This is a genomic window from Pseudomonas sp. P42 (assembly GCF_017973755.1).
GTDB classification, from domain to species: domain Bacteria; phylum Pseudomonadota; class Gammaproteobacteria; order Pseudomonadales; family Pseudomonadaceae; genus Aquipseudomonas; species Aquipseudomonas iridis.
In genome coordinates, this window is sequence record NZ_JACOPU010000009.1 from 172,902 (window position 1) to 195,085 (window position 22,184).

Below are 22,184 nucleotides of genomic sequence, written 5' to 3' on the forward strand. Positions count from 1 at the left end.
AGTAAGTTCCGGGCAAAAATGTCGGGCGATTCTAGAAAGTGCACCCCTTGCGGTCAACCATTCAGAATTTTTGTATCAGGCCATGGGGCACTTAGAACGTATCTTTCCATGCCCGCAGAGCCGCAAAAACCTCACTCGGGCCCCGGTTTTGAGCGCCGTCCCGTTCGTCCACTTTTTGTGTAACCAATGTTTCAGTGGTGCGCAAAAACGGATTTGTGAGCTTTTCAAGCGCCAGGGTCGAGGGCAGGGTCATGACACCGTTTTGCCGTTGCCGGGTGACTTTTTCCAGACGGGCGGCAATGTCCGGGTTGCCCGGTTCAACCGCTGCGGCAAACTTGAGGTTGCTCAGGGTGTATTCGTGGGTGCAATAGACCAGCGTATCTTCAGGCAGCGCGGCGAGCCGGCCGAGCGAGTGGTGCATCTGCTCAGGCGTGCCCTCGAACAAGCGGCCACAACCGGCGGCAAACAGCGTATCGCCACAAAACAGCAAGCCGTGGTGATAATAGGCAATGTGTCCCAATGTGTGACCGGGCACCGCGTACACATCGAAGTCCCAGCCGAGCACGCTGACGCTGTCGTTGTCCTTGAGGGCCACGTCTCGTGCCGGAATATTTTCGCTGGCCGGGCCGTACACGGTGGCGCCGCTGAGCTGCTTCAGGCGCTCGACGCCGCCGACGTGATCGTGATGATGGTGGGTGATCAGGATATCGCTCAGCACCCAGCCAGGATGGGCGTCGAGCCACGCCAGCACGGGCGCGGCATCGCCTGGATCGACCACCACGCAGCGCTGGGCACGGTGATCCTGTAACAACCAGATGTAGTTATCGGTGAACGCGGGCAGGGCACTGATCTGTATCATCGTCGGAATTCGCCAAGCGGAAAACATTGGCGCATCTTAGTAGTTCCTGGCGCGTTGGAGAATCACATGACCGATAAAGCGTTCGCTCAGGCAGATCCCGACTGGCTGGCGTTGATCAGCGCCGCCCGTGAATGGCTGTCGGGCCCGCTCGGGCAATTTCTGCTGGATGAAGAGCGGCGCATGCTCGAGGACGAGTTGGCCCGGTTCTTTGGTGGCTATCTGGTGCACTACGGCCCCTCGGCCGAAACCCCGCCGTCAGCGCCGCAAGTGCAGCGCAACGTGCGGCTCGGTGCGCCGTTGCCGGGGGTCGAGATCGTCTGCGAAGAGCAGGCCTGGCCATTGAGCGAGCACGCCGCCGACGTGGTGGTGATGCAGCATGGACTGGATTTCTGTCTGTCACCTCACGGTCTGTTGCGCGAAGCGGCGAGCAGCGTCCGCCCTGGCGGGCATTTACTGATTATCGGCATCAACCCCTGGAGCACCTGGGGCCTGCGCCATGCGTTTGCTCACGACGCCTTGCGCAAGGCACGCTGCATCTCGCCTTCGCGGGTTGCCGACTGGCTCAATCTGCTGGGCTTTGCGCTGGAGAAACGCCGCTTCGGGTGCTATCGTCCGCCGCTTGCGTCGCCCAAGTGGCAGGCCCGTCTGGCCGGCTGGGAAAGCAAGGCCGGTGACTGGCAACTGTCGGGAGGCGGCTTCTACTTATTGGTGGCGCGCAAGATTGTTGTCGGGCTACGCCCACTGCGTCAGGAGCGACGCGAGCCGATGGGCAAGCTGATTCCGCTGCCGATGGCCAAGGTCAACCGCCGCCGCATCGAACCGTAAACCCTTCTTTTTATAGTGGCCGGACTTGCTTCGGCCGCAGTCATCGTCGATCCGCGATTGGCGAGGCACGCATTTTTTCTGGATAGATTGGCATGAGCGAAACCGTCGAAAGCGTAGAACTGTTCACCGATGGCGCCTGCAAGGGCAATCCCGGTCCGGGCGGCTGGGGCGCCTTGCTGGTGTGCAAGGGCGTCGAAAAGGAACTGTGGGGCGGCGAAGCCAACACCACCAACAATCGCATGGAACTGCTCGGCGCGATCCGCGGCCTCGAAGCCTTGAAGCGCCCGTGTGAAGTGCTGCTGGTGACCGACTCGCAATACGTGATGAAGGGCATCAACGAGTGGATGGTCAACTGGAAGAAGCGCGGCTGGAAGACAGCTGCCAAAGAGCCAGTGAAGAACGCTGATCTGTGGAAAGAGCTGGACGAGCAGGTCAACCGCCACAAGGTCACCTGGAAGTGGGTGCGCGGGCACATTGGTCATCACGGTAACGAGCGGGCTGACCAGTTGGCGAACCGTGGCGTTGATGAAGTGCGCGGTTACAAACAGAGCTGATTCTTTCCAGTTCCACCGTGGCGCCCATTCGCGAGCAGGCTCGCTCCCACATTGGATTTGTGCAGCTCACAAATCCCCCTCCAGGAGCGAGCCTGCTGGCGAAGAACGATAACGCGCCAAGGCAGATACACCCCGTGAGCGTGTTAAGATCCGCGTTTTTGCCCGATTGACCCGTTGAGAGCTGAGCACTGATGGCCACCAGATCCGTTGTACTCGATACCGAAACCACCGGCATGCCGGTGACCGATGGTCACCGGATTATCGAAATCGGTTGTGTCGAACTGATCGGTCGGCGCCTCACGGGCCGGCATTTCCACGTTTACCTGCAACCGGATCGCGAGAGTGACGAAGGCGCCATCGGCGTCCACGGCATCACCAACGAATTCCTCGTCGGCAAGCCGCGCTTTGCCGAAGTCGCCGATGAGTTCTTCGAGTTCATCAAAGGCGCGCAGCTGATCATCCACAACGCGGCGTTCGACGTTGGCTTCATCAACAACGAATTCGCCTTGATGGGGCGACAGGATCTCGCAGACATCACGCAACACTGCTCGATCCTCGACACCCTGATGATGGCCCGGGAACGTCACCCGGGTCAGCGCAACAGCCTCGATGCATTGTGCAAACGTTATGGCGTCGACAACTCCGGCCGTGAACTGCACGGCGCCTTGCTCGACTCCGAGATCCTCGCCGACGTCTACCTGACCATGACCGGTGGCCAGACCAGTCTGTCGCTGGCCGGCAACGCCTCCGACGGCAATGGCACGGGCGATGGCTCGGACAACTCCGCTACCGAGATTCGTCGCTTGCCGGCTGATCGCCAGCCAGCACGGATCATTCGTGCGACTGAAGCTGAACTGGCTGCGCATCTGGTGCGGCTGGAGATCATTGCCAAGTCGGCCGGTGGCCCGGCGTTGTGGACGCAGATTGCCGAGGCTGACGCGCAGGCTTGAAGATCAAAAGATCGCGTTGCTGACAACTGGCCACCCTCGCCACTTTCGCTGCAACCCTCTACCCTGAATGCATTGGCGGATTCGAATCCGCCGCCTCAGGACACTGAGCCTCATGTACAAAGACTTGAAATTTCCGGTATTGATTGTCCATCGTGATATCAAGGCAGACACGGTCGCCGGCGATCGTATTCGAGGCATTGCCCGGGAGTTGGAGCAGGAAGGTTTCGGTATCGTTTCGGCCACCGACTACGCGGAAGGGCGTCTGGTGGCTTCGACCCATCATGGTCTGGCATGCGTGTTGATTGCCGCCGAGGACGCCAGCACCGACTCGCATCTCTTGCAGAACATGGCCGAACTGATCAGCCTCGCACGGGTGCGGGCACCGGATCTGCCGATCTTCGCCTTGGGCGAGCAAGTCACCCTGGAAAATGCCCCGGCCGATGCCATGGCCGAGCTCAATCAACTGCGCGGCATCCTTTACCTGTTCGAAGACACCGTACCGTTTCTGGCCCGGCAAGTGGCGCGGGCGGCGCGCAAGTATCTCGACGGTTTGCTGCCGCCGTTTTTCAAGGCGCTGGTGCAACACACCGCCGACTCCAATTATTCCTGGCACACCCCCGGCCATGGCGGCGGCGTGGCGTATCACAAGAGTCCGGTGGGGCAGGCGTTTCATCAGTTTTTCGGTGAAAACACTCTGCGTTCCGACTTGTCAGTGTCGGTGCCCGAACTCGGTTCGCTGCTCGATCACACCGGCCCGCTCGCCGAGGCGGAAGCCCGCGCAGCACGCAACTTCGGAGCCGACCACACTTTTTTCGTGATCAACGGCACTTCGACCGCCAACAAGATCGTCTGGCATTCGATGGTCGCTCGCGATGATCTGGTGTTGGTGGATCGCAATTGCCACAAGTCGGTGCTGCACGCGATCATCATGACCGGCGCGATCCCGCTGTACCTGTGCCCGGAGCGTAATGAACTGGGGATTATCGGCCCGATACCGCTCAGCGAATTCAGCCGCGAATCGATCCAGGCCAAGATCGACGCCAGTCCGCTGACCAAGGGGCGCGCGCCGAAAGTGAAACTGGCGGTGGTCACCAACTCGACCTACGACGGGCTCTGTTACAACGCCGAACTGATCAAGCAAAGCCTGGGCAACAGCGTCGAAGTGCTGCATTTCGACGAGGCCTGGTACGCCTATGCGGCGTTTCACGAGTTCTTCGCCGGGCGCTATGGCATGGACACTTCGCGCAGTGAAGACAGTCCTCTGGTGTTTACCACCCATTCCACTCACAAGATGCTGGCGGCGTTCAGTCAGGCCTCGATGATTCATGTGCAGGACGGCGGCGCGCGGCAACTGGATCGTGATCGTTTCAATGAAGCATTCATGATGCACATCTCGACCTCGCCGCAGTACAGCATCATCGCCTCGCTGGACGTGGCTTCGGCGATGATGGAAGGCCCGGCCGGGCGCTCGCTGTTGCAGGAAACCTTCGACGAAGCCCTGAGTTTTCGCCGTGCGCTGGCCAATCTGCGTCAGCACATCGCGGCGGATGACTGGTGGTTTTCGATCTGGCAGCCGCCGGGTGTCGAAGGCATCGACCGCGTCCACACCGAGGACTGGCTGCTCAAGCCCGACGCCGACTGGCATGGTTTCGGCGAGGTCAGCGACGATTACGTGTTGCTCGATCCGATCAAGGTCACGCTAGTGATGCCGGGCCTGAACGCCGGTGGCGCGTTGAGCGAGAAGGGCATCCCGGCGGCGGTGGTCAGCAAGTTCCTCTGGGAGCGTGGGCTGGTGGTGGAGAAGACCGGGCTGTATTCGTTTCTGGTGTTGTTCTCCATGGGCATCACCAAAGGCAAATGGAGCACGTTGCTCACCGAGTTGCTGGAGTTCAAGCGCAGTTACGACGCTAATGTAAGTCTGGCGACGTGTCTGCCGTGTGTCGCTCAGCAAGATACCGCACGCTATCGCGGCATGGGCCTGCGGGATTTGTGCGATCAGTTGCACGCCTGTTATCGCAGCAATGCCACCGCCAGGCATCTCAAACGCATGTACACGGTGCTGCCGGAAATCGCCATGAAGCCGGCCCACGCTTACGATCACCTGGTGCGCGGTGAAGTCGAGGCGGTGCCGATCGACGAGCTGGAAGGGCGGATTGCTGCCGTGATGCTGGTGCCGTATCCGCCGGGCATTCCGTTGATTATGCCCGGCGAGCGCTTTACCGAGTCGACTCGCTCGGTCATCGATTACCTGAAATTTGCCCGCACGTTCGATAGCAGCTTCCAGGGTTTCGTTGCCGATGTACATGGACTGCAACATGAAGACGAAGGCAATGGGCGGCATTACACCGTCGATTGCGTCAAGGAATGAGGAGCTTTGCGAGCATGCAACCGGTCATGAATCCAAAACACCCAGGGCTGTCGGTGCGGGTTGCCGATGAAGGTTTTGCGCCTTATATCTGGGGCAGTGACTTCAGTTTTGAAGTCGCGGCGTATGGTGTCGCTGTTATCGGCAAACCCGTCGACCAGTGGCGGGTGACGCCCATCGTGCCGTACCGCAAGTGCTATGGCATTGATCCCGAGGAATTCAGCAGCTTTCACAAAGCTGCCGATAGCGCGATATTTATGGCCTACCTCGATGATGAGCCAGTGGGCCATCTGGTGATCAGCACCAACTGGAACGGCTTTGCCCATATCGATGAACTGGCGGTGCACGCGCCGGCCCGTCGCCATGGCGTGGCCAAGGCATTGCTGGATGTGGCGCAGTTCTGGAGTCGCAAGAAGAAGCTACCGGGCATCATGCTCGAAACCCAGAACAACAACCTCGGTGCCTGTCGGCTGTATGAGCGATGCGGGTATGTGATTGGCGGCGTCGACAAGTTGCGTTATCGCGGTATTGATCCGAACACCGCCGAAGAGGCGCTGTTCTGGTATCGATTGTTCGATAACCCGCTGGAAAATCCGCTCAGTTCGACAACATCGCCTCGGCTTGTTCCGTGATGATCGCCAGTAACGTCTGAATCGCCGATGAGGGGGCGGCGTGTTTGAAGGTCAGGGCGTAGAGGCTGATCGGCACGGCAGGCGACAGCGGGCAGACATCCAGCCCGGCCGCACGTGCACCGAGCGCGGTAAACGGGTCGACGATGGCCAGCCCTTCGCCAGCCTCGACCATGCTGCGCATCATCTGGTGGGTTTGCACGCGGGTCTGGATACTCGGCGCCGGGCGCACGGCCTGGAGTTTGTTATCCAGCGCCGGGCTCAGCGGGTCCTGACCCTCGAGTCCGACCATCGCCTGGCCCGCAAGATCCTGTAGGGAAATGTACTTTTGTCTGGGTTGCAGCCAGCCATGCGGCGCGAGCAGTTGCAGCTTGCTCTGGGCCAGTGGCTGGCAATGAATGTCGGGGTGTTCGGGATCATGCAGGCTCAAGCCGAGATCGCTTTCGCGCAGCAGCAAGCTGCGGACGATATCGCGGGTCGGCGCGCTGAGCAGGCTGCACGGTGCGTCTGGCACGCGTCGACGCAGGGCGGCGAGGCTGTGCGGGAGTAATTGTTGCGCCAGCGGCGGGGTGCCGATGATGCGCAGCGGCGGTGCGAGGTATTGCTTGAGGCTGCTGGCCAGGCGTTGCACCGGTTCCAGCGCTTCGTAAACGTGCGCGATTTCCACCTGCAACGCCCGCGCCTCGGGCGTCGATTGCAGGCGCCCGCGAACGCTGGCGAACAGCATGAACCCCAACTGACTCTCGGCTTCACGCAAACGCTCTTCGACTTCGGTCACCGGCAACTGCAGCCATTCGGCGGCGGTGCCCATGTGACCAGTCTGCAAGAGCGCCTGAATCACTTCGATATGGCGTAAACGCATGCGTGAAGTCCATGTTCAGCAGGTGGGGTCAGAGGCCGAATCCTACCCCAAGTCTGCGCATATGACTTCTGCTCATAACGCACGCTTATGAAGCGACGATTGGCTCAGGTTCTCGCGTCAGGATAATGCCCGACTGAACCAGCTTGAATTCAGCGTCATCAAGTTTCTCGATGCGATCGCCAATCGCCAGTTTGTAAGTGGTGACGGGCTCCTTGCCGGTGATTCCGTCCGCCGACGGAGTGGATTCCTGGAACTCATGCACGGAATAAACGCGGCCTTCCGCATCTCTTGCATGGAACTGACCGACGAGTACTGCTGCCATCTGCTTAGAACCTCTGGAGATAAAACGCTTGATTTGCGGCTTGGTAGACCGTCATCAAGTGCTGTAAGTTTTCCTACAGGAAAAAAATAATCAGCAGGCGGGAATTTCCCTCCTTAGCTGGTGAAATCGTCATCGAATCATCTATAACTAGTGGCTCCCCCACTGACAGTCGAGAGTTTCCATGAGCAATGTCTACAACGTCGCAGTAGTGGTTGGTAGCCTGCGTAAAGCTTCGATCAATCGCAAGGTCGCTTTGGCACTGGCTGAGCTGGCGCCGGCGAACCTGAAGCTTGAGATTGTCGAGATTGGCGACCTGCCTCTGTACAACGAAGACATCGACGGTGATTCACCGCCCGCAGCCTACAGCACTTTCCGTGAAAAAGTGGGTTCATCCGACGCGTTGTTGTTTGTAACGCCGGAGTACAACCGTTCCGTGCCGGCACCGCTTAAGAATGCCATCGATGTCGGCTCGCGGCCTTACGGCAAGAGCGCCTGGAGCGGCAAGCCGGGCGCGGTGATGAGCGTATCGCCGGGGGCAATCGGCGGTTTTGGCGCGAACCAGCATCTGCGCCAGTCGTTTGTGTTTCTTGATGTTCACTGCATGCAGCAACCGGAAGCCTATTTGGGTGGCGCGGGCTCGGCATTTGACGAGGCGGGTAAATTGAGCGAGTCGGTGAAGCCGTTCTTGCAAAAGTTTATTGATGCTTATGGCCAGTTCGTCGAGCAACACAAAAAGTAAAGACCTCTTAACCGAAGCCCTGTGGGAGCGAGCTTGCTCGCGAAGGCGGACCTTCAATCACCCATAATGTGTGGCTGAAGGCCTCTTCGCGAGCAAGCTCGCTCCTACAGGTTTTGTGGATTGAGTTATTTCACCCTATTGAAGGTTGTTAGGAATGCTTTTTGCGTCACTGATTTTTTTACTGACCATTACCCTCGTGATCTGGCAACCCAAAGGCCTAGGTGTCGGCTGGAGTGCGACGTTGGGCGCGGTGCTGGCGCTGATCTTTGGGGTGGTGCACCTCAGTGATATCCCGCTGGTGTGGCAAATCATCTGGAACGCCACCGGCACTTTTGTTGCGCTGATCATTATCAGTCTGCTGCTCGACGAAGCCGGTTTTTTCAATTGGGCCGCATTGCACGTGGCGCGCTGGGGGCGGGGCAGCGGGCGCAAGCTGTTTGCCTTCATGGTGCTGCTCGGCGCGCTGGTGTCGGCGCTGTTCGCCAATGATGGAGCGGCGTTGATTCTTACGCCGATTGTCATTTCCATGCTGCTGGCGCTGCGTTTTTCGCCGGCAGCGACCCTGGCGTTCGTCATGGGTGCAGGGTTTATCGCCGACACTGCAAGCCTGCCGCTGGTGGTGTCGAACCTGGTCAACATCGTTTCGGCGGACTTCTTCAACATCGGCTTCAACCGCTATGCGGCGGTGATGGTGCCGGTAAACTTCGTCAGTGTGGCCGCGACGCTGGGCATGCTGATGTGGTTTTTCCGTCGCGATATTCCGGCGGCTTACGACCCCGAACAGCTCGAGCGTCCAGAAACCGCGATCCACGACAAAGCCACGTTCTATGCCGGTTGGGCGGTGTTGGTGATTTTGCTGATCGGGTGTTTCGCGCTGGAACCGCTGGGCATTCCGATCAGTGCGATTTCCGCTGTCTGCGCGGCGCTGCTGCTGGCGATCGCCGCCCGTGGCCACAAGATTTCCACACGCAAAGTGATGAAAGAAGCGCCGTGGCAGATCGTGATTTTCTCGCTGGGCATGTATCTGGTGGTCTACGGCCTGCGCAATGCCGGGTTGACCGGGTATCTGGCTGGCTGGCTCGATGGTTTCGCCGGATATGGTGTGTGGGGCGCGGCGTTCGGAACCGGCGTGCTGACGGCGCTGTTGTCATCGATCATGAACAACCTGCCGACGGTGCTGATCGGGCTCTTGTCGATTGATGCCAGTCAGGCGAGCGGGGTGGTCAAGGAGGCGATGATCTACGCCAACGTGATCGGCAGCGACCTGGGGCCGAAGATCACGCCGATTGGCAGTCTGGCCACTTTGCTGTGGCTGCATGTGCTGGAGCGCAAGGGGATCCGGATTGGCTGGGGGTATTACTTCCGGGTGGGGATTGTGCTGACAGTGCCGGTGTTGTTGGTGACGTTGGCGGCGTTGGCATTGCGCTTATCCCTTTGACCGGGGTCGCCCCCTCGCTGGCAAGCCAGCTCTCACAGAAACCTGTGGGAGCTGGCTTGCCAGCGAGGGGGCCGGTATGAACACCACAGATTCTCAGGGTTGCCCGGGGACATTCGGCCAAAGGTCGGACACCAGAAACAGCCGCTCCGCCTCTTCCCATTCCCCTCCCGCATTCTCGGTCAGGCGCACCATCAGTTGCGCTGGCGCCAAGGGTTCCAGCGCCTCGAGCCACATCTGCAAATGCTCACGGCTCCAGGTCTGATCCGCCGGGTAATGCGCCGGCGCCAGCCAGGCATGGCGGGGCAGGGGTTGCCAGCGTCCCGGCGGACGCTGCGCCAGGAATGCCGGCCAGTCTTTCTGATGCAACCAACTGCCACGCAAATGCTGCGGATGCGCGCCATTCGGTGATTGCGACTTGCCGGGCCACGGGTACAGCAGATATCCGCCCAGCCACAGTTGTGCACTGAAGGCCTCGATATCCAGTGCAGCCAGGGTTTCACGGCTTTCCGGGCGCGCCGAAATGGGCAGTTGATGTTCGGCCAAGTGTGCCAGTTTACGATCCAGTCGATCATGGCAACCTGGCCCCAGCCACTGCGCCGGATCCTGGCCGTCGCCGTTTTGCGGGCCGAGGTAGAGTTTGATCGCCAGTTCCAGGTGATGCACGCCGTCGCGATCACGCAGCAGCATGTCCAGCTCGCCAAGGGTGTGCCCCTGGCGGCGGATCGGTAGATTGGCCGCGATCAACTCAATGCCTGGCGCGTGCTGCACGGCAAACTGCCACAGTCGCTCGTAATACAAACCCAGGCGCCGCGTGCGTGCCTGGGACAACCAGTGCAGCAAACCGCTGCTGTCGTGATCGAGCTGACGCAGCCATTGCTCCAGTCGCTCGGGATCGCTGACCCAGTCGCTGCCCGCCAGTGGATGGCGCTGCGGCCACGGCGTGGTCGCGAGCATCGGCGGGGCGAGGATCACCCACGCCAGATCGCGCACGTGCGGATGGCGTAATCGGTGGGGTAGCTGCAGCAGGTCTGGAAATAGGATCATCTTGCGAGCATAGCCTTAAACACGCGCCCTCCCTTGAGGCTGAAAGGATTTTGTCTAACGGCGGCTTTCGCCCATAATCGGGTTTTTCGCGTTTTCGATTGTCCGCAGAGGTCCCATGGAGCAATTTCGTAATATCGGCATCATCGGTCGCCTGGGCAGTTCTCAGGTGCTGGATACCGTCCGCCGACTGAAACGGTTTCTGCTCGATCGTCACCTGCATGTGATCCTCGAAGACACCATCGCCGAAGTCCTGCCAGGGCATGGCCTGCAAACCTCGTCGCGCAAGATGCTCGGTGAAGTCTGCGACATGGTCATCGTTGTCGGCGGCGACGGCAGCCTGCTCGGCGCCGCCCGAGCGCTGGCCAAACACAATACGCCGGTGCTCGGGATCAACCGTGGCAGCCTCGGGTTTCTCACTGACATTCGCCCGGATGAGCTGGAAGTCGAAGTCGCCAAAGTACTCGACGGCCACTACCTGGTGGAAAACCGGTTCCTGCTGCAAGCCGAAGTTCGCCGCCACGGCGAGGCCATCGGACAGGGCGACGCGCTCAACGATGTGGTGCTGCACCCCGGCAAGTCGACGCGAATGATCGAGTTCGAGCTGTACATCGATGGCCAGTTCGTCTGCAGCCAAAAGGCCGACGGCCTGATCGTCGCCACACCGACCGGCTCCACCGCGTATGCGCTGTCTGCCGGTGGCCCGATCATGCATCCCAAGCTCGACGCCATTGTGATCGTGCCGATGTATCCCCATATGTTGTCCAGCAGGCCAATTGTGGTCGATGGCAACAGTGAGCTGAAAATCGTCGTGTCCAAAGATATGCAGATCTACCCGCAAGTCTCCTGCGACGGGCAGAACCACTTCACCTGCGCGCCGGGCGACACCATCACTGTCAGCAAAAAAGCGCAAAAGCTGCGGCTGATTCACCCGCTCGACCACAACTACTACGAAGTCTGCCGGACCAAGCTCGGCTGGGGCAGCAAGTTGGGTGGTGGAGGCGACTGATGCTCGATCCCGCGCGCAGTTATGACTTGATCGGTGACGTGCACGGATGCGCGCTGACCCTCGAACACTTGCTTGATCGCCTCGGCTATCACAAGCAGGGCGGGGTCTGGCGGCATCCATCGCGCATGGCCGTGTTCGTCGGCGACATCATCGACCGTGGCCCGCGGATTCGCGAGGCGCTGCACATCGTCCATGACATGGTCGAGGCCGGTCAGGCCTTGTGCATCATGGGCAACCACGAATTCAACGCTCTGGGCTGGAGCACCCCGGCGCCACCGGGCAGCGGCAAGCAGTTTGTGCGCGAACACACGCCGCGCCATGCGCGCCTGCTGCATGAAACCCTGACGCAATTCGAAGACCATCCGGGCGACTGGCATGACTTCCAGCAGTGGTTCTATCAACTGCCGCTGTTCGTCGATGCCGGGCGTTTTCGCGTGGTGCATGCCTGTTGGGATGCCGGCCTGATCGAGCCGTTGCGCGCGTTGTTCCCCGACGGCTGCATCGATGAACACTTCCTCCAGGCTTCGGCAGTGCCGGGCAGTTTCGCCTGCACCGTGTTCGACCGCTTGCTGCGCGGTACCGACATGCGCCTGCCCGACGGCCAGACCATGACCAGTGGCGATGGCCTGGTGCGTTCGTTCTTCCGCACCAAGTTCTGGGAGGACGATCCGAAAACCTACGGCGACATTGTCTTCCAGCCCGATGCACTGCCGGAGCCGGTGGCGCAAACCCCGCTGACTTCAACCGAAAAGAATTCCCTGCTGCGCTACGGTGTAGATGAGCCATTGCTGTTCGTCGGCCACTACTGGCGCAGCGGCAAACCGGCGCCGATCCGCCCGAACCTCGCGTGTCTGGATTACAGCGCGGTGCTCTACGGCAAACTCGTCGCCTATCGTCTGGATCAGGAAACGCGTCTGGATCCGCATAAATTTGTCTGGGTCGATGTCGAGCGGCCGGAGGTGCTGTAATGAGTTCGGTAGCGGTATTGCGTCTGCCCCTGGCGGTGGATCTGAGCGGTTTCGTCACGCTGTTGCAACGCATGCAAGTGCCCCATCGAGTCAGTGAAGAGGCGGGCGAGCAGGTGCTGTGGGCGCCTGCGGAGATCAGCGACGACGTGCGTTCGCTGTACGAGCGTTTTCCGGCGGGCGATCCCGATCAGCAGCTGGATATCCCGGTTGCGCAGACTTTCAAGCGCCCCGGGTTTGTCGAGCAACTGAAGCATGCCAAGGCTACCGGGTTCATCCTGCTGCTGAGCCTGATCGTCGGCGGCCTGACCTTCCTCGGCGAAAATCTTGAAACCCTTCGCTGGCTGACCTTTCTCGATTTTCGCGTGATCGGCGAGTACATCCACTTCACGCCATTGGCCGACAGCCTCGCGGCGGGGCAGTGGTGGCGTCTGGTCACGCCGATGCTGATTCACTTTGGCATCCTGCACCTGGCCATGAATGGCATGTGGTACTGGGAGCTGGGGCGGCGCATTGAGTCGCGTCAGGGCAGCATCAACCTGATCGGCCTGACCTTATTGTTCAGCCTCGTTTCCAACTACGCGCAATTTGTCTGGAGCGGTCCGACCCTGTTCGGCGGCCTGTCCGGCGTGCTTTACGGCTTGCTCGGGCATTGCTGGATTTTCCAGTTGCTGGCGCCGAATCCGGCTTATCGCCTGCCGCGCGGCGTGTTGGTGATGATGCTGGTATGGCTGGTGGTGTGCATGTCCGGGCTGATCTCGATGATCGGTTTTGGTGAAATCGCCAACGCCGCGCATGTCAGCGGGTTACTCATCGGATGCTTCACCGGTTTGTTGGGTGGTTTGTATAACCGCCGTAAACTGGCCATCTAATTTTAGTTTGTAGATAAAGAGCACGGAGACCCAGATGTCCTCTTTTAACGACATGATCAAGAACATCACCCCGGACATCTACGAGAGCCTGAAACTGGCCGTGGAAATCGGCAAGTGGGCCGACGGTGGCAAGCTCACCGCTGAACAGCGCGAGTTGTCGTTGCAGGCGATGATCGCCTGGGAAATCCAGAACCTGCCTGAAGACCAGCGCACCGGTTACATGGGCCCGCAAGAATGTGCGTCGAAGTCGATCGAAGTGCCGAACATCCTGTTCAAGTCGGATGCCATCCATTGATCGAGATTGGCCGCGGTGCAATCAGCAAAATGTCGGCGCGCCTTGACGGGCCGAACGTGCAATATGCGTTTCGTCTGGATGACGTCGAGGTGCCGGTCAACCCGTTGATCGGCACGACGGTGCGTCTGGAGTATCTGGGGGCGATACATTGCACCCATTGCGGGCGCAAGACCAAAACCAGTTTCAGCCAGGGGTATTGCTACCCGTGCATGACCAAACTGGCGCAGTGCGATCTGTGCATCATGAGCCCGGAGCGTTGCCACTTTCATGCGGGCACCTGCCGGGATCCGGTGTGGGGCCAGCAGTTTTGCATGACCGACCACGTGGTCTATCTGGCCAATTCCTCGGGCATCAAGGTCGGCATTACCCGTGCAACCCAATTGCCGACGCGCTGGCTTGATCAGGGCGCCAGTCAGGCATTGCCCATCATGCGTGTGTCCACGCGACAGCAGTCAGGCTTCGTTGAAGACCTGTTCCGCAGTCAGGTGGCGGACAAGACCAACTGGCGTGCGCTGCTCAAGGGCGATGCGGTGTCTGTGGATCTGGCGCAGGTGCGTGAACAGTTGTTTGAAAGCTGCGCCGAAGGTCTGCAAGGCTTGCAAGAGCGATTCGGCCTACAAGCCATTCAGACGATTGCCGATGTCGAACCTCTCGAAATCCGCTATCCGGTCGAGCAATACCCGGCCAAAATCGTCAGCTTCAACCTGGACAAGAACCCCATTGCCGAAGGCACGCTGCTGGGAATCAAGGGCCAGTACCTGATCTTCGACACCGGCGTGATCAATATTCGCAAGTACACGGCTTATCAGCTCGCCGTGCATCAATAAGGATTCCAGCATGCGCACCGAACAACCGAAGATGATTTACCTCAAGGACTATCAGGCGCCCGAGTACCTGATCGACGAAACGCACCTGACCTTCGAGTTGTTCGAGGACCACAGCCTGGTCCATGCGCAACTGGTGATGCGCCGCAACCCGGCGCGTGGCGCGGGCCTGCCGCCGCTGGTGCTTGATGGCCAGCAACTGGAACTGCTGTCGGTGACGCTGTCCGATCAGGAACTGAGTGCCGACGCTTATCAGCTCAGCGAAAACAACCTGATCCTGCAGCCGACCAGCGAAACCTTCACGGTCGACACCAGCGTCAGGATCCACCCGGAAACCAACACTGCGCTGGAAGGCCTGTACAAGTCCGGCGCGATGTTCTGCACCCAATGCGAGGCCGAAGGCTTCCGCAAAATCACCTATTACCTCGACCGCCCGGACGTGATGAGCAAGTTCACCACCACCGTGGTGGCCGAACAGCACAGCTATCCGGTGCTGCTGTCCAACGGCAACCCGATTGCCTCGGGGCCAGGCGAAGACGGCCGGCACTGGGCAACGTGGGAAGATCCGTTCATGAAACCGGCGTACCTGTTCGCGCTGGTGGCCGGTGACTTGTGGTGCGTTGAAGACACCTTCACCACCATGACCGAGCGCGAAGTCGCGCTGCGCATCTACGTCGAACCGGAAAACATCGACAAGTGCCAGCACGCCATGAACAGCCTGAAGAAGTCGATGCGCTGGGACGAAGAGGTCTATGGTCGCGAGTACGATCTGGACATCTTCATGATCGTCGCCGTGAATGACTTCAACATGGGCGCCATGGAGAACAAGGGTCTCAACATCTTCAACTCCAGCGCCGTGCTGGCCCGTGCCGAAACCGCCACCGATGCCGCACACCAGCGGGTCGAAGCGATCGTCGCCCACGAATACTTCCACAACTGGTCGGGCAACCGCGTGACCTGCCGCGACTGGTTCCAGCTGTCGCTCAAGGAAGGCTTCACCGTATTCCGCGATTCGGGCTTCTCCGCCGACATGAACTCGGCCACGGTCAAGCGCATTCAGGATGTCGCCTACCTGCGCACCCACCAGTTTGCCGAAGACGCCGGCCCGATGGCCCACGCCGTGCGCCCGGACAGCTTCATCGAGATTTCCAACTTCTACACCCTGACCGTGTACGAAAAGGGTTCGGAAGTGGTCGGCATGATCCACACCCTGTTGGGTGCCGAAGGCTTCCGCAAAGGCAGCGATCTGTACTTCGACCGTCACGATGGCCAAGCCGTGACCTGCGATGACTTCATCAAGGCCATGGAAGACGCCAACGGTGTTGATCTGACCCAGTTCAAACGCTGGTACAGCCAGGCCGGCACGCCGCGTCTGGCAGTGAGCGAGTCTTACGATGCTGCGGCGAAAACCTACAGCCTGACCTTCCGCCAAAGCTGCCCGGAAACCCCGGACAAGGTGGAAAAACTGCCGTTTGTGATCCCGGTTGAATTGGGCCTGCTCGACAGCAATGGCAATGAGATTGCCCTGCGTCTGAGCGGCGAAGCGTCGGCCCAAGGCACCACCCGCGTGATCTCGGTGACCGAGGCTGAGCAGACGTTCACCTTCGTCGATATCGCTGAACAGCCGCTGCCATCCTTGCTGCGCGGTTTCTCGGCGCCGGTGAAACTGAGCTTCCCGTACAACCGCGATCAACTGATGTTCCTGATGCAGCACGACAGCGACGGTTTCAACCGCTGGGATGCCGGTCAGCAACTGTCGGTACAGGTGCTGCAAGAACTGATCGGCCAGCAACAGAAGGGCGAAAGCCTGAAGCTCGACCCGCGTCTGGTGTCGGCCCTGCGCACGGTGCTGTCCGATGAGTCGCTGGATCAGGCGATGGTTGCCGAGATGCTCTCGCTGCCGGGTGAGGCGTACCTCACCGAAATCAGCGAAGTCGCAGACGTTGATGCCATCCATAGCGCGCGTGAGTTTGCCCGTAAGCAACTGGCTGAAGGATTGTTCGAGGCGCTGTGGCTGCGTTATCAGGCCAACCGCGACCTGTCGAAGAAAACCCCGTACGTGGCCGAGGCCGAACACTTTGCCCGTCGTGCGCTGCAGAACATCGCGCTGTCGTACCTGATGCTCAGCGGCAAGCCGGAAGTGCTGGCAGCGGCGCTGGAGCAGTTCGAAACGGCCGACAACATGACCGAGCGCCTGACCGCGCTGGCAGTGTTGGTCAACTCGCCGTTTGATGAGCAGAAGGACCTGGCGCTGGCGAGTTTCGCCGAGCACTTCAAGGACAATCCGCTGGTCATGGATCAGTGGTTCAGCGTGCAGGCCGGCAGCACGTTGCCGGGCGGTCTTGCGCGGGTAAAAGCGCTGATGCAGCACCCGGCGTTCAACATCAAGAACCCGAACAAGGTGCGTGCGCTGGTGGGGGCTTTTGCCGGGCAGAACCTGATCAACTTCCACGCGGCGGATGGCTCCGGTTATCGCTTCCTCGCGGATCTGGTGATCGAGCTGAATGGCTTCAACCCACAAATCGCTTCGCGCCAACTGGCACCGCTGACGCGCTGGCGCAAATACGACAGCGCCCGTCAGGCGTTGATGAAAGGCGAACTGGAGCGGATTCTGGCTTCGGGTGAGCTGTCGAGTGATGTGTATGAGGTGGTGAGCAAGAGCCTGGCGTAATGCTCGCCTAATCAATATCTTCGGCAAACACAAAACCCTGTAGGAGCTGCGGCACGCTGCGATCTTTTGATCTGATCTTTAAATCAACATCAAAAGATCGCAGCGTGCCGCAGCTCCTACAGGGGTTTTGCGTTTTGTCAGTTACTTCAAATCAAACCGATCCAGATTCATCACCTTCGTCCACGCTGCGACGAAGTCCTTAACAAACTGTTCCTTCGCATCCGCACTCGCATACACCTCCGCGACTGCCCGCAATATCGCGTTGGAACCAAACACCAGATCAACCCGTGTCGCGGTCCATTTCACGCTACCGTTTTTACGGTCGCGGCCTTCAAACGCGTCCGCTTCCGGTGAGGTCGGCTTCCACTCCACGCCCATGTCCAGCAGGTTGGTGAAGAAGTCGTTGGTCAGCGCTTCGGTCTGACTGGTGAACACGCCATGGCGGGTTTGCCCGACGTTAGTGTTCAGCACCCGCAGACCACCGAGCAACACGGTCATTTCCGGCGCGGTCAGGGTGAGCAATTGCGCCTTGTCGATCAGCAGCGCCTCGGCCGCTACAGTGTATTTACCCTTGCTGTAATTGCGGAAGCCATCGGCAATCGGCTCGAGAAAACCGAATGACTCGACGTCGGTCTGCTCCTGAGTCGCATCCGTACGTCCCGGCGAAAATGGCACGGTGACCGCGTGGCCGGCATTTTTCGCCGCTTGCTCGACCCCGGCATTACCCGCCAGCACGATCAGGTCGGCCAGCGAAACTTTCTTGCCGGTTGCGCCGCCATTGAACTCGCCCTGAATCCCTTCGAGGGTTTGCAGGACCTTGGCCAATTGCTCAGGCTGGTTGGCCTGCCAGAACTTCTGCGGTGCCAGACGCAGGCGACCACCGTTGGCGCCACCGCGTTTGTCCGAACCACGGAACGTCGACGCCGCCGCCCATGCGGTCGAAACCAGTTGCGAGACGGAAAGCCCCGATGCCAGCACTTTGCTTTTCAGCGTGGCCACATCGTTATCGTCGATCAGCGGATGAGTGACCTCGGGAATCGGGTCTTGCCACAGCAGCTCCTCGTTCGGCAGTTCCGGGCCGAGGTAGCGTGACAGCGGGCCCATGTCGCGGTGGATCAACTTGTACCAGGCGCGGGCAAATGCATCGGCCAACTGGTCGGGATTGGCCAGGAAACGCCGGGAGATCTGCTCGTAAGCCGGATCGAAGCGCAGTGCCAGGTCAGACGTCAGCATGGTCGGATCGATACGTTTGTTCGGGTCATGGGCATGGGGAATGGTGCCAGCGCCCGCGCCATTTTTCGGTTTCCATTGGTGCGCGCCGGCCGGGCTTTTGGTCAGCTCCCACTCGAAGCCGAACAGGTTTTCCAGGTAGTTGTTGCTCCACTGGGTCGGCGTGGTGGTCCAAGTCACTTCGAGGCCACTGGTGATGGTGTCAGCGCCCTTGCCGGTGCCAAAGCTGTTTCTCCAGCCCAGACCTTGTTCTTCCAGCCCGGCGGCTTCCGGTTCAGCACCGACGTTATCGGCAGGGCCGGCGCCGTGGGTTTTGCCGAAAGCGTGGCCGCCGGCGATCAGCGCCACGGTTTCCTCATCGTTCATGGCCATGCGGCCAAAGGTTTCGCGAATGTCGCGGGCCGACGCTACCGGGTCCGGATTGCCCTCGGGGCCTTCCGGGTTCACATAAATAAGCCCCATCTGCACCGCGGCGAGCGGATTTTCCAGATTGCGTTCACCCTGGTCGGTGCGGCTTTCTTCTTTGCCATGCAAATCCGGCTCGGCGACCAGCGTACCGTCACCGGGCTCCTGCATCGGCTCCTTGCTTTTGCCGTAACGGCTGTCGCCGCCCAGCCATTCGTTTTCCGAGCCCCAGTACACGTCTTCATCCGGTTCCCAGACATCCGCGCGACCACCGGAGAAGCCGAAGGTCTTGAAGCCCATGGATTCCAGCGCGACGTTACCGGTGAGAACAATCAGGTCAGCCCAGGAAATATTGCGACCATATTTCTGTTTGACAGGCCACAGCAGGCGACGGGCCTTGTCGAGGCTGACGTTGTCCGGCCAGCTATTGAGCGGGGCAAAACGTTGCTGGCCGGAGCCGGCACCACCGCGGCCATCCGCGGTGCGATAGGTGCCGGCGCTGTGCCAGGCCATGCGCACGAAGAGCGGGCCATAGTGGCCAAAGTCTGCCGGCCACCAGTCCTGGGAGTCGGTCATCAGTGCGCGCAGGTCTTGTTTCAGTGCCTGGAAGTCCAGGCTTTTGAAGGCGTTGGCGTAGTCGAAGTCCTTGCCCAGCGGATCGGACTTGGGCGAGTGCTGACTCAGGATCTTCAGGTTGAGTTGATTCGGCCACCAGTCACGGTTCGTCGTACCACCACCGGCGGCGTGGTTGAACGGGCATTTCGATTCATTTGCCATGTTCGGGTCCTTATCAGGTCTGCGACGGCCGGCTCGTGCCGACTTCGGACTTGTAAGGCTAGACCCGAGTTGGCGAGTCGGCTAATAGCCCGACTATTGGACGCTGATAGGCAGAGTCTTTTACCGTAGATGTTGCTGCAAAACCCTCACTCGGCATAGCGCATAACCCCCTGTAGGAGCTGCCGAAGGCTGCGATCTTTTGACGTTGGTCTTTAAAAAGCAAGATCAAAAGATCGCAGCCTGCGGCAGCTCCTACACGGGATTGCGCGGTCAACTCGACTGCGCGGCCTCGTCCTCAAGCACGTCGTCGAGAATGTCCTCTTGCCCCGGTATTTCAGTAATCACACTGAAATCCGTAACCTCCACCGCGCCCAGTCCATAACCCAGCAAATGGAACGAGAACGCCTTGCGCTGCTGCGGGTTATCAAAGCTGAAATCCATCTCCAGCGGTTGATCCGCCGTAGCGACCATTTCTGCTGGCAAGCCCAGTTGCACGTCCTGCTCGAACTCCTTGGCCTTGAGCTGGATGTACGCCGCCTGTTGCGGATCGACAGAGCGCACGGTCAGGCGCACGCGGGTGTGCGAGCCCTTGGGCATTTCCAGGTATTGCGCGCCGATCAGGTTGTCGGCCCAGTCGTCCTTGATTTGTGCTTGCAGCGCAATGACGTTGGTGCTGCCGAACTGATAGCGATGGTTGAGCGGGGTGCGCAGCAGCGACAGGTCGAGTGCCGAGGCGCGGGCGGCGACTTGCCGGGCGCGCTGGCCGCTGTAGCTTCCCTTGAACGTGGCGCTCTCGGCGATGAAGCCGGCGCTTTCGTAGTAGCGGCAGCGGCGCGGCATGTCACATTCGGAAAAGATGCCCTGGCCGTCGTGATAGCGCAGTTTGCCGTTGGTGTACGACATGATTTCGCGACCGGAATCGTAGTTGCGAAACAGCGAACGGCCACTTAGCGCGGAGGGCACCGGCAGGTCGAAGTAGTCGAGGATCGACGTGCTCAGATCCACATGACCATAGACCCCGGCATTTAGTCGCGGCAGTTGTGGCTGCTCCGGCGCCAGCGTCAGGTTGAAGCCCCACGACGAGGCCAGACGTACGCCGTCGATGCCGTGGGATTCATCGGAGGTGATCACCACCAGCGTGTCTTTGAGCACACCTTGGCGCTCAAGCCCTGCGAGGAAGTGGTCCAGCGCATCGTCCAGATAACCGACGGCGGCCTGCTTGGGTGTCTCGTAGCGCTCCAGGTATTCGTCCGGCGCGGAGTAGGGCTGATGCGTACCCACCGTCAACAACGTCAGCATCCACGGCTGTTTCTGCTTGTTAAGTTGGCCGACGTAATCCAGCGCACCCTCGAAGAACGCTTTGTCATCCTTGCCCCACGGAAACTCCAGGTAGTTGGCATTGGTGAACCATTCCAGGCCATGAGTCGCATCGAAACCGATGTGCGGCATGATCTTGTCTTTGGCCATGAAGCGCAGCCCGGCGCCTTGCAAGTAGTGAGTGCTGAAGCCATGTTCGCGCAGCTGCGCCGGAAGACAGGCCTGATTGCGTTCCTTCTGGGTGAGCATTTCCACGCCTTTGGGCGTGCCGTTGTTTAGTTTGTCGTAATCGCCACAGAGCATCGCGTACAGACCGCGAATGGTCTGGTGCGTGTGCAGAACGTAATCCGGAGTGTTCATGCCGCGCTCGGCCCAGCGGCTGAGGTTGGGCATAAGGTCTTCCTGATAATGGCTGCCGATGGCTTCGCGATTGGCGCGGATGTAAGCACCGGGAATGCCTTCCAGGGCAATGATCAAGACGTTGCGTGCTTGCCCCGGCGCGGCCAGCAGTTTTTGACCGTTGAGGTCGACGTCGGTGAGCCCGGCCATCGCCGGTGTGGCTTCTTCGACATCACCGTCAAGCCATTCCTCGGCCTGAATCTGAATATCGGCGACCTGAGTGGCGAGCAATTGATGCGGCAGGTTGTACGCGCGCCACGGATCGTCCTCGCTCGGCCACAGATTCTGCGCGCCCCAGTGCGCGGCGAACAATACCAGCGGCGCGCTCCAGACCGCGCGGGGCAGGGGTGGGCGGACAATGCCGCGACCGGTCAACTGCGTCAGCAGCCAGAACGCCAAGGCCAGCAGCAATGTGATGCCCAGCGCCGGATGCGCCAAACCACCACCGGTGGAGTTTTCGACAAATTGCGGATCAATCAGGTAATGCAGATCGGAAGGATTCGGCAAACGGCCAACAGCGCTGACCAACTCGGCCGTTGCCACCGCCAGCAGCGCCCAGAACACCAGCACCGGCATCGCCAGCCACCATGCCCGGCGATGCAGCAGAACCACCAGCAAACTGCCAATGGCCAGATCCGACAGATAACCCAGCGGTGTCGACCAGCCCAATGCCGCGCGCAGGCACACCGGCACAATCAGTACCAGCAGAACCAAAGAGAACAGGCGGGCATGCGGCTGCCGCAACCAGCGAAAAAGAGCGCTCACAAAAAAAGACCTTCCAGTCATTAAATCGTCAAAAAAGTGTGGGTGATGATACCAAGGGTGAGCTGTGTGAT

At 60.0% G+C, this 22,184-nt stretch carries 19 protein-coding genes; 13 read left to right on the forward strand and 6 right to left on the reverse strand.

Annotated elements, in window-relative coordinates; translation table 11 throughout:
• Positions 1 to 91: 91 nt before the first annotated feature.
• The gene (gloB, locus tag H8B20_RS26460; RefSeq protein ID WP_210625061.1) at positions 92 to 859 is read right to left on the reverse strand and encodes a hydroxyacylglutathione hydrolase; all 768 of its coding nucleotides are present in this window, start codon (positions 857 to 859) and stop codon (positions 92 to 94) included.
• 66 nt (positions 860 to 925) lie between these two features.
• On the opposite strand from gloB, the gene H8B20_RS26465 reads away from it, so the two are divergent.
• The 5 genes from H8B20_RS26465 to H8B20_RS26485 all read left to right on the forward strand — a co-directional run bounded on the left by H8B20_RS26465 (position 926) and on the right by H8B20_RS26485 (position 6,185).
• On the forward strand, positions 926 to 1,684 hold the full coding sequence (locus tag H8B20_RS26465; RefSeq protein WP_210625062.1) for a class I SAM-dependent methyltransferase: 759 nt from the start codon (positions 926 to 928) through the stop codon (positions 1,682 to 1,684).
• 92 nt (positions 1,685 to 1,776) lie between these two features.
• A complete protein-coding gene (rnhA, locus tag H8B20_RS26470) occupies positions 1,777 to 2,238 on the forward strand; it encodes a ribonuclease HI (protein ID WP_042558800.1) in 462 nt (153 codons plus the stop codon).
• Positions 2,239 to 2,429: 191 nt separating this feature from the next.
• Positions 2,430 to 3,188: a DNA polymerase III subunit epsilon gene (gene dnaQ, locus H8B20_RS26475; protein WP_210625063.1), complete on the forward strand. Its 759-nt coding sequence runs from the start codon at positions 2,430 to 2,432 to the stop codon at positions 3,186 to 3,188.
• 112 nt (positions 3,189 to 3,300) lie between these two features.
• Positions 3,301 to 5,556: an Orn/Lys/Arg family decarboxylase gene (locus H8B20_RS26480; RefSeq protein ID WP_210625064.1), complete on the forward strand. Its 2,256-nt coding sequence runs from the start codon at positions 3,301 to 3,303 to the stop codon at positions 5,554 to 5,556.
• 14 nt (positions 5,557 to 5,570) lie between these two features.
• A complete protein-coding gene (locus H8B20_RS26485) occupies positions 5,571 to 6,185 on the forward strand; it encodes a GNAT family N-acetyltransferase (RefSeq protein WP_047300753.1) in 615 nt (204 codons plus the stop codon).
• On the opposite strand, the gene H8B20_RS26490 is transcribed toward H8B20_RS26485, so the two are convergent.
• Positions 6,151 to 7,044 (reverse strand): LysR family transcriptional regulator, encoded by an 894-nt coding sequence (locus H8B20_RS26490; protein ID WP_047300754.1) that lies wholly within the window; start codon positions 7,042 to 7,044, stop codon positions 6,151 to 6,153. The two genes, H8B20_RS26485 and H8B20_RS26490, sit on opposite strands and share 35 nt — an antisense overlap.
• Before the next feature lie 85 nt (positions 7,045 to 7,129).
• Positions 7,130 to 7,366 (reverse strand): hypothetical protein, encoded by a 237-nt coding sequence (locus H8B20_RS26495; protein ID WP_042558811.1) that lies wholly within the window; start codon positions 7,364 to 7,366, stop codon positions 7,130 to 7,132.
• 181 nt (positions 7,367 to 7,547) lie between these two features.
• Here H8B20_RS26495 and H8B20_RS26500 point away from each other — a divergent pair, with 181 nt between their 5' ends.
• Both H8B20_RS26500 and H8B20_RS26505 read left to right on the forward strand, forming a co-directional pair.
• Positions 7,548 to 8,105 carry an NADPH-dependent FMN reductase gene (locus tag H8B20_RS26500; protein WP_042558812.1) on the forward strand — a complete coding sequence of 186 codons (558 nt, stop codon included), beginning with the start codon at positions 7,548 to 7,550 and terminating at the stop codon, positions 8,103 to 8,105.
• Between the two features lie 154 nt (positions 8,106 to 8,259).
• Entirely contained in the window at positions 8,260 to 9,543 is a 1,284-nt protein-coding gene (locus H8B20_RS26505) for an arsenic transporter (RefSeq protein ID WP_042558813.1), read from the forward strand.
• Positions 9,544 to 9,636: 93 nt separating this feature from the next.
• On the opposite strand, the gene H8B20_RS26510 is transcribed toward H8B20_RS26505, so the two are convergent.
• A complete protein-coding gene (locus tag H8B20_RS26510; protein WP_210625065.1) occupies positions 9,637 to 10,587 on the reverse strand; it encodes a DUF1853 family protein in 951 nt (316 codons plus the stop codon).
• A gap of 115 nt (positions 10,588 to 10,702) precedes the next feature.
• Between H8B20_RS26510 and H8B20_RS26515 the strand changes: the two genes are divergently transcribed.
• Genes H8B20_RS26515 through pepN form a run of 6 tightly spaced genes read left to right on the forward strand, consistent with a single transcriptional unit; the run spans position 10,703 to position 17,220 of the window.
• Positions 10,703 to 11,593 (forward strand): NAD(+) kinase, encoded by an 891-nt coding sequence (locus H8B20_RS26515; RefSeq protein WP_042558815.1) that lies wholly within the window; start codon positions 10,703 to 10,705, stop codon positions 11,591 to 11,593.
• Positions 11,590 to 12,561: a metallophosphoesterase gene (locus tag H8B20_RS26520; RefSeq protein WP_210625120.1), complete on the forward strand. Its 972-nt coding sequence runs from the start codon at positions 11,590 to 11,592 to the stop codon at positions 12,559 to 12,561. The genes H8B20_RS26515 and H8B20_RS26520 overlap by 4 nt, the downstream gene beginning before the upstream one ends.
• Positions 12,561 to 13,430: a rhomboid family intramembrane serine protease gene (locus H8B20_RS26525; protein WP_150595427.1), complete on the forward strand. Its 870-nt coding sequence runs from the start codon at positions 12,561 to 12,563 to the stop codon at positions 13,428 to 13,430. The genes H8B20_RS26520 and H8B20_RS26525 overlap by 1 nt, the downstream gene beginning before the upstream one ends.
• 34 nt (positions 13,431 to 13,464) lie before the next feature.
• Positions 13,465 to 13,725 carry a YeaC family protein gene (locus tag H8B20_RS26530; RefSeq protein WP_042558818.1) on the forward strand — a complete coding sequence of 87 codons (261 nt, stop codon included), beginning with the start codon at positions 13,465 to 13,467 and terminating at the stop codon, positions 13,723 to 13,725.
• Positions 13,722 to 14,552, forward strand: a complete 831-nt coding sequence (locus tag H8B20_RS26535; RefSeq protein ID WP_210625066.1) for a DUF2797 domain-containing protein — start codon at positions 13,722 to 13,724, stop codon at positions 14,550 to 14,552. The genes H8B20_RS26530 and H8B20_RS26535 overlap by 4 nt, the downstream gene beginning before the upstream one ends.
• Positions 14,553 to 14,562: 10 nt before the next feature.
• The gene (gene pepN / locus H8B20_RS26540) at positions 14,563 to 17,220 is read left to right on the forward strand and encodes an aminopeptidase N (protein WP_210625067.1); all 2,658 of its coding nucleotides are present in this window, start codon (positions 14,563 to 14,565) and stop codon (positions 17,218 to 17,220) included.
• Positions 17,221 to 17,361: 141 nt separating this feature from the next.
• Here the strand turns inward: pepN and katG are convergent, their stop codons facing one another.
• Positions 17,362 to 19,632, reverse strand: a complete 2,271-nt coding sequence (gene katG, locus H8B20_RS26545) for a catalase/peroxidase HPI (protein ID WP_210625068.1) — start codon at positions 19,630 to 19,632, stop codon at positions 17,362 to 17,364.
• 270 nt (positions 19,633 to 19,902) lie between these two features.
• Positions 19,903 to 22,113 (reverse strand): LTA synthase family protein, encoded by a 2,211-nt coding sequence (locus H8B20_RS26550; protein ID WP_210625069.1) that lies wholly within the window; start codon positions 22,111 to 22,113, stop codon positions 19,903 to 19,905.
• Positions 22,114 to 22,184 lie beyond the last annotated feature (71 nt).